The sequence below is a fragment of the Microcoleus sp. OTE_8_concoct_300 genome, assembly GCF_031383065.1.
GTDB lineage: Bacteria > Cyanobacteriota > Cyanobacteriia > Cyanobacteriales > Microcoleaceae > Microcoleus.
Genome location: NZ_JANMZH010000553.1, coordinates 1 through 6,521, shown reverse-complemented (window position 1 = coordinate 6,521; position 6,521 = coordinate 1). Strand labels below are relative to the sequence as shown.

At 40.2% G+C, this 6,521-nt stretch carries 6 protein-coding genes; all 6 read left to right on the top strand.

The genetic code is table 11. The annotated features are described in order from the left end of the window. Nucleotides 1–21 precede the first annotated feature (21 nt). The gene (locus tag ACUVJL_RS25385; protein WP_445248369.1) at nucleotides 22–510 is read left to right on the top strand and encodes a hypothetical protein; all 489 of its coding nucleotides are present in this window, start codon (nucleotides 22–24) and stop codon (nucleotides 508–510) included. A gap of 246 nt (nucleotides 511–756) precedes the next feature. After that, on the top strand, nucleotides 757–2,793 hold the full coding sequence (locus ACUVJL_RS25380) for a hypothetical protein (protein ID WP_445248368.1): 2,037 nt from the start codon (nucleotides 757–759) through the stop codon (nucleotides 2,791–2,793). Next, a complete protein-coding gene (locus ACUVJL_RS25375) occupies nucleotides 2,781–4,799 on the top strand; it encodes an FtsK/SpoIIIE domain-containing protein (RefSeq protein WP_445248367.1) in 2,019 nt (672 codons plus the stop codon). Before ACUVJL_RS25380 ends, ACUVJL_RS25375 begins: the two co-directional genes overlap by 13 nt. A gap of 44 nt (nucleotides 4,800–4,843) precedes the next feature. Then, entirely contained in the window at nucleotides 4,844–5,065 is a 222-nt protein-coding gene (locus tag ACUVJL_RS25370) for a hypothetical protein (RefSeq protein WP_333257559.1), read from the top strand. Next, entirely contained in the window at nucleotides 5,065–6,000 is a 936-nt protein-coding gene (locus ACUVJL_RS25365) for a hypothetical protein (protein WP_445248366.1), read from the top strand. The genes ACUVJL_RS25370 and ACUVJL_RS25365 overlap by 1 nt, the downstream gene beginning before the upstream one ends. 27 nt (nucleotides 6,001–6,027) lie before the next feature. Beyond that, a partial coding sequence (locus ACUVJL_RS25360; RefSeq protein WP_445248365.1) for a hypothetical protein occupies nucleotides 6,028–6,521 on the top strand: 494 nt, incomplete at its 3' end.

Below are 6,521 nucleotides of genomic sequence, written 5' to 3'. Positions count from 1 at the left end.
CTGAAATTCCCATCAAGTGGGATGTATCAACCATTGAAAATTCCCATCAAGTGGGATGTATCAACCATGTTAGCAAGCTTTCGACCAAAATCAACCCCCAGACACAGATTGAGCCGGTTTGTGACGAAAGAGGCGATCGCGAGGCTGCTGAAAATCAAGGTAGAACAAATATATCGCTTCGAGTGCTGGGCGCATATCCTGTACGTGCACGCCAAAGGCATGAGTCGGTTTGTCAGTTATGCGGACTTTCCGCCAGTTTTGGGAGTGGAATCGCCCTCTGGTTTAGATTTTGGTTATTGGAAGCGCCGGATAGCGAGTCAGAAAGAGAGACACGCGCCGGATTTTTGGGTGGATTTTTATGCGGATAGATTTCACAAAGCTGTTTCTGTTTCTGAATTGTTGGAGTGGGGGGAAATGGTGGGGGCGATTAAATTGATGTTAAGTGCGATCGGGCTGGAGTCGCTGCGAAAGGTTTATGCACAAGAGAAATCTCTGCTGGAACATTTCTAAATTAGTCCTAGACGCAGGGGTGGTTAGAAACCGGGTTTTTTGACGAGAATACTGCATTTGAGCCTTTAACTAAAGTGAAAAACCCGGTTTCTTTGGTGTGCGTAAGTCCTGTAAATTTTTGTCCCCCCGTTGTTAAGCCGGGCTGGGGATGTAATCTCTGCAGCAAACATTCAAAAAATTGGTACAAGCTCGACCGCAACAGTTATAATTTCTCCATGCGCTTCCCCCTCTATGTGAGTTAAGCCCATGAGTAACCTTTCAAACATCCCAGGCGGAGGCGATTTACCCGATCGCTATCGGAATGTAGGAGAACAAATCCAGGATTTTTTTGATTTGGCAGACAAAAATCCCGATCGGGCTGTTCCTTTCTTCGCCAACATCTGGGAAACTCAAGGATCGCTAACGACGCGGGCTCTGGCGCTGCAAGGTTTGGGGCGTGCAGCACAACACGGTCACGTCAAGCAGGCTCTAGCTGACTGGGAAGTGCTTAAAGATATCGCGAAGGAAGTCAAGGGAAAAGGGGAAGTTAGCAGCGATTTGACTCGATGGGCGGCGGCGAAGGCCCTGGAAGACATTGGATATTCTCTGAGGGATTTACAACATTTAGAAGGGGGCGGTTTCACTGAACCTCTCGATCGCATTCGTCGGGAAATTCGAGATCGTAAGCTGGTGGAAATTAACAGGATTCAGCGCCTAAACACCAGAGGGGAAACAACGGCAGAATATGAGAGAAACCTAGAATTTTGGGTGTACGGGCCCGTTGAGGAGTTATTCGCTGGTAACGATCACTCTCCGAATTATCAAGAGTTAGTAAAAGATGTCATTAGTGAGTTACAAGGGCGAGGGGTGTATTTAGGATTGAGATCATCCAATCTACTGGTACAGGCTGAGGCGCTACTTCAAGCTGGGCCTATTTTTGAAGAATCTGCTGAGATTGAGAATTTTCTCTATCCGTTTTTGGAAGATTTTTTGTATAACTCCAACCAGGAAATATCATTGAGAATTCATGCTGCGAAGATTATCCATACAGCAAGTGATTTAAACAGAAGGCTGAAAACTTTGAGCAAGTTGTTGTTGGAAGAGAAAAATCCAAAATTGCAAGAAGTGGTGCTGCGCCAAGCTCAGTCATTATTTAAACGCTCTGCTGAGATTGAGGAATATCTTTATGGGCTTTTGGAAGAATTTTTACATAATCCCAACAATGAAGCATCATTGATAATAGCTGCGGTAGAGATTATTGATACAGGCAGAGATTTAAGCAGAAAGCTGAAAGTTTTGAGCCAGTTGTTGTTGAAAAAGACAGAGTTGCGGAATGCTGCGGTGAGGCTGTTAACTCCATACAAGCAGGAGTTAGCTAGAGTAGATTCTGATGCTGATACAGTCTTGGATGCGCTAATTTTTAAGTATCGCTTAAATCAACCTGAACCCAAAGATTTAACAATTTCACAGATGGAAAATTATATTTCATCAGCAAGTCAGGATCATAAGGAAATTTCAGCAAGATTTACAAGTGCTATAGCAGCATCGGAATCACTAGCGCGACGATACGGGCGATCTGGTTCAGTGTTGAAACAATTTTTGGAAAATAAGCAGGATGAATACCTGTCAGCTATTGAAAGTTTGATACAAGTTTTAAGAAATCAAATTTCAGAAACGAAATCAGAGCATAGAAAAGTTCAATCTAATCAAGATTTGATTAATGAAATTATTGATAAGATGGGTAACTTACATAGTATGTGGGGTATAAAGGGTAATATTAGTCTTCTTCCTATTCCTGAAAAAATTTGTGTTCTTGAAGCAACATTTGTACGTTTTAGTACAGAATCGCATACTTACAACCAAAGCTATAAAATCCAAAAGGATTTGAGATCGATTAAATTTTATTTAATGCAATTATTGACAGCACAAGAAAAAATAGATAATGATACTAAATTATCAAAATCATTATCATTGAATGATTTAGTTAGTATATCCTTTGCGACAATAGTTTTATCGCCAATTTTCGTGCCAATAATAATAATTATGTTCCTAGGATTGATATTTGATGTTTTATACTTTGAAATTCGTAATTATCCTAAAACAATAATAGCCGGAATAGCTTTAATTATGTTATACTTATCCCTACTTTTTTTTGTTACGTCTGTTTATAGATGGGAAGGGTTTAGTATACTATTAATAGTAATAATAGTATTCCATTTGGTTTTGTCGGAAGCCAAAGGTATAAAAATAATTAAACGTATACAGTCTCTTATAGACAAGTTAAATACTCAATGGAAAGAATAAGTAATCAATCATATCTTCTGTGCTTACAGATTAATCCTAAGCAGACTACTCAGAAAGCCAGCAAAACTGAACTCCGTAAAAACCTCCAACAAACCCAACAACAGCTAATAACCTCAATTAGCCGCCTCGGTACCAACCTAACAATTTCCCTCCGCTACATCTATGACCCCGATAATTCCCCCAAACTCAAAACATATTTCCTAATCAATCACCCCCACAATACCCAAACCGAAGAAAATTCCCAACAAATCCTTAGCCTCCTCACCAAAGGCAAAATAAGCGAATTCTTCACCCTCACCCCTCAACCCAACCTTAGCATCTGCCAAAACTTAGACTGGGTGCAAATTATTGGCGAAATTCTCAAACATGAGGAATTAATCGAACCCCAAAATTACTACCTACCTCACTTCTTCGAGGCCAATCCCACCAATGATATGTCAGCAGTCTGCGATGTCATCCACCGCTTAAACAGCAAACTAATTTTAGAAATCACCCTGCAAACCCATGACAACCCCAATCAAAAATCCTGGGTAAATGCCATCAACCAAATGCTCGCTCAATTAGAAAAAGTCAACGCCAGCGGCACAAAAGACAACCTTCTATCTGTGACATTAGCACTCTATCAAAAATACCAACAATTATATCCCAGCAGTGACTTATTCCAATATAGTATCAAAGCCTTAGCAGAAAATTGGGGCGATGCTTCCGTAGTCCTCAGTACCCTCATCGAGCACGCCACCAAAGAAACCCCTCACGGAAAACAACCCCGAATTGTCAAAGTCAACAAAAGCAACCCCGCATTTTCGGAAAGCTTGGAAGCGACAAAAAAAGTAGAAATTTCCACCGCCATTGAGTGGGAAGGGTGGCAAAAAGACCTTGGTCAAATGTTAATTAAAAATGCCATAGAACCACCCAAAAAAGGGTTAGGAAAATTCAGTAACTCTTCTCCAAATCTCCCAGATAAACCATCATTCAGTGTTCCCAACGCACCATTGTTGACAGGTGGCATCAATTCGGAACCCAATCAAAGTCTACCAAAACCCTATGATGCAGTCTTAGGCGGTTCAGCTTTAGCGAAGTTGTCATCAACTCCGCCACCTTCTCGGATAGTTGATTTGAAACCATTGCATCGGTTGGCCAGTGCTCAAGAAATCACTGGATTTTTCCGCATAGCTGTTTCCAAGGTTGAGACTAATACTTTCGTTGAGGAGAACGTAAATATGTTTCCTGATTTTTTAACTATAGAAAATCTTATTAAAGAACACAGTCATCTAATTACAGAAGATAGATATATTGTGGGAATCGACCAAAAGGGAAAACCTTCCATTTCGGATTTTTCCAAAATTCCTCACCGCATCGTTGCAGGTGTACCAGGTTCTGGAAAAACCAATTTTATCACATCTGTTATCTATCAATTCTTGTATGCTAATCCTGAAAGGAAGATTTACATCGCTGATTTTCAAGCAGGTATGCACTACCAACTAATTGTAGACCAACAGCCTAGCCTAGAGATGGTAACAGAACTAGATCAATGTGCTAATCTGTTAAATGAATTGTGGAAGGAACACGAAACCCGGCGAGAGTTAATGCGCGAGAAGCGGGTAAGAAGTTTAACGGATCTTAAAGAAAAGCATGACATCAAAAAGCACCGCATTGTCTTAATTATTGATGAAGCATTTTACATCCAAAATGCCGAAAGGAAAACAAGGGAATCGATAGAAAAAAATTTGATGGGATTAGCAGCACAAGCTCGTGTAACTGGAATTCACATTATTTACTGTAGCCAGCGACCGACACCCGAAGTCATTCCGAGCCAGATATCAGATAATATGGATGAAAGACTTATTTTCCGAGTCCAACCCGCTGCTAGTCAGAGATTACTTGACGATGATATAGCTGCAAGTTTACCTGTAGAACCTAGAGGTAGAGCTGTTTACAGAGGATTAGAAGCCGAATTAAAAATTGTTGCTACTCCCTTAGTTCCTGATGAAATATGGGAAAATTAGGTGCATTAGTTTAGAATAGTATTAAGCGTTTTTGGAGTGAGATCATGGCATTACTAGATCAAATAGAAGACTTTCAGGCAACGATGGATAAAGTCATGGAATTGGTGGAAGACACCAAAGCATTAGCTGGAAAAATTCCTGATACATCTATCTCAGAATCGCCTGCTTTAATGAAAACGCTTTTTGATATGTGTGCTGATGGTATCAAAACTCTCAATGATGCTATTGGAGAAGCTGAGGACATCCAAAAAACGTTAGGGAGATAATGGGAATTAAGCAAGAGTGCGATGTGCTTCAGTCAATGCTCAGTCAAGTTCTTGATAGCTTGGCTGAGGCGCAAAGTCGTGCTAAATATTTACATGATTGTGGTGTTTACGAGCTAAGGCGAGAGATTTTAGAGATTCTGGAAATCTGTTTTGAGGGAATGAGCCGCTTGAAAAAAAGTCAGAATCAGATAGAATTGATTCAGGCGATGATTGGGAATCAAAGTTTTTCACCTTCAATCATTTCTCCCAAAAATCAATTAGCAAATACGGCTGTGAATGATGCCGTTTTTCAAAATGCGATGGCGCAAACTGAGAATTATTTAACAACAGCGATTGCATCAGGTGTGCCTGTATGGTTAGCCCTCGAACTCGCTAACATTCCGGGTGACTCTTGGATTTTATATGAAAATTCCAACGCAGCAGAAAGACTCACAGATTTAACCCAAAATCCCGCGAGTGACTATTATCAAAAAAAACCGAGTAAACAACTACAAGGCGATCAAGGGGAATTAGTCTTATTAAAAATGCTCTTAGACTCTGATGATATAGAAAATGTTCAGTCAAGTTTGCAAATTAAACCTACCTTTTACTTTAAGAATGGCAAAGACTACTGTAAACCAGATTTTTATCTCAAATCTCAGCGTGTAATTTGTGATGCCAAAGCCTATAAACCTAGTTCGCTTAACTCTATCAAAAAAGCAGCTAATAAATATGTTAACTATCTTCAAGAAAATGGAGGAGGTGAAGTCAGATTTTATGTGCCTAGAGATACTTATGTCAAATCTCAGGATAAACTAAATCGACTTCAATATCAAGAAAGCGGGGTGAATGTTACCATCCATCCTATGACAATTGATTATGAATCAATCCTCTGGAAAAGAGAATTAGTTTATACTTATCTTAAGTCTTTGCTAAAAGTCCAAATAACTCATTGAGAATAGAATATGTAGAGTAGATAAATTATGACTCAATCTCCTGCGACAATATCGCTCGATCGCATCCTCGAACAAAATGCCGAATCTGTACTGATTTGGGTAAACAACATATTTTCCGGTAAAACCGCCCAACCACAAGACTTTAACTGGCTATTATTAGCCGATGTTTGCTCTGCTAAGGCTCGAAAAAGTCAAAATGGTTCAGGTTTGCCCGATCGCACATGGGCAGAAGTAGCAACCGCAATTTACGATCGCAAGGCCGATGATGCCGATCGCAAAAAACCAGGTAGCGGCGAGTCTTTTAGGATTTCCTCAATGATGTTGCGGGCTGGGGCGATAGAAAAACACGGAGTAATTTCCGGTCATCCTGTTCTCGATGTTAACTTAATTCTACAATGGTTTTGGAACAACATCAAAGAGTCGTGCGAAGATGTGGAAAAAAAAGCAGCTAATTGGAAAACGCTACCCATTGCAGAAATTCGCGAGTTAAGACAACTTAAAAATCGATTGAAAGTTATCGC

Coding starts and splice junctions, on each gene's coding strand:
- ACUVJL_RS25380 (WP_445248368.1), top strand. CDS start 757: ATGAGTAACCTTTCAAACATCCCAGGCGGAGGCGATTTACCCGATCGC.
- ACUVJL_RS25365 (WP_445248366.1), top strand. CDS start 5,065: ATGGGAATTAAGCAAGAGTGCGATGTGCTTCAGTCAATGCTCAGTCAA.
- ACUVJL_RS25375 (WP_445248367.1), top strand. CDS start 2,781: ATGGAAAGAATAAGTAATCAATCATATCTTCTGTGCTTACAGATTAAT.
- ACUVJL_RS25370 (WP_333257559.1), top strand. CDS start 4,844: ATGGCATTACTAGATCAAATAGAAGACTTTCAGGCAACGATGGATAAA.
- ACUVJL_RS25385 (WP_445248369.1), top strand. CDS start 22: ATGTATCAACCATTGAAAATTCCCATCAAGTGGGATGTATCAACCATG.